Consider the following 1,329-nt stretch of genomic DNA (forward strand, 5'->3'; position numbering starts at 1 on the left):
TCGTTCTTTAAAAATTCGGATATGTGATAGATATAGACTGAACACCAGTTTCACTGCTGGTGGATCAGGCTAAGGTAAAATTTGTGAGTTCTGCTCTTAACTGAGCGAAATGCGAATTTTCGGCGAATGTCGTCTTCACAGTATAACCAGATTGCTTGGGGTTATATGGTCAAGTGAAGAAGCGCATACGGTGGATGCCTTGGCAGTCAGAGGCGATGAAAGACGTGGTAGCCTGCGATAAGCTTTGGGGAGTCGGCAAACAGACTGTGATCCAGAGATCTCTGAATGGGGGAACCCACTCAGCATAAGCTGAGTATCTTGTACTGAATACATAGGTGCAAGAGGCGAACCAGGGGAACTGAAACATCTAAGTACCCTGAGGAAAAGAAATCAACCGAGATTCCCTTAGTAGTGGCGAGCGAACGGGGACCAGCCCTTAAGTTGGTTTGAGATTAGTGGAACGCTCTGGAAAGTGCGGCCATAGTGGGTGATAGCCCCGTACACGAAAATCTCTTGTCAATGAAATCGAGTAGGACGGAGCACGAGAAACTTTGTCTGAATATGGGGGGACCATCCTCCAAGGCTAAATACTACTGACTGACCGATAGTGAACCAGTACCGTGAGGGAAAGGCGAAAAGAACCCCGGAGAGGGGAGTGAAATAGAACCTGAAACCGTATGCGTACAAGCAGTGGGAGCCTACTTTGTTAGGTGACTGCGTACCTTTTGTATAATGGGTCAGCGACTTATATTCAGTGGCGAGCTTAACCGAATAGGGGAGGCGTAGCGAAAGCGAGTCTTAATAGGGCGTTTAGTCGCTGGGTATAGACCCGAAACCGGGCGATCTATCCATGGGCAGGTTGAAGGTTAGGTAACACTGACTGGAGGACCGAACCGACTACCGTTGAAAAGTTAGCGGATGACCTGTGGATCGGAGTGAAAGGCTAATCAAGCTCGGAGATAGCTGGTTCTCCTCGAAAGCTATTTAGGTAGCGCCTCATGTATCACTGTAGGGGGTAGAGCACTGTTTCGGCTAGGGGGTCATCCCGACTTACCAAACCGATGCAAACTCCGAATACCTACAAGTGCCGAGCATGGGAGACACACGGCGGGTGCTAACGTCCGTCGTGAAAAGGGAAACAACCCAGACCGTCAGCTAAGGTCCCAAAGTCATGGTTAAGTGGGAAACGATGTGGGAAGGCTTAGACAGCTAGGAGGTTGGCTTAGAAGCAGCCACCCTTTAAAGAAAGCGTAATAGCTCACTAGTCGAGTCGGCCTGCGCGGAAGATGTAACGGGGCTCAAACCATGCACCGAAGCTACGGGTATCAT

Annotated in this window: 1 rRNA gene (only partly in view); it reads left to right on the forward strand. The window is 49.6% G+C overall.

The annotated features are described in order from the left end of the window. The first annotated feature begins 167 nt into the window (after window positions 1–167). A 23S ribosomal RNA gene (locus ACIP1G_RS31845) occupies window positions 168–1,329 on the forward strand; it runs 1,467 nt beyond the window's last position.

The sequence above is a fragment of the Pseudomonas sp. NPDC089392 genome, from assembly GCF_044749595.1.
Taxonomy (GTDB): domain Bacteria; phylum Pseudomonadota; class Gammaproteobacteria; order Pseudomonadales; family Pseudomonadaceae; genus Aquipseudomonas.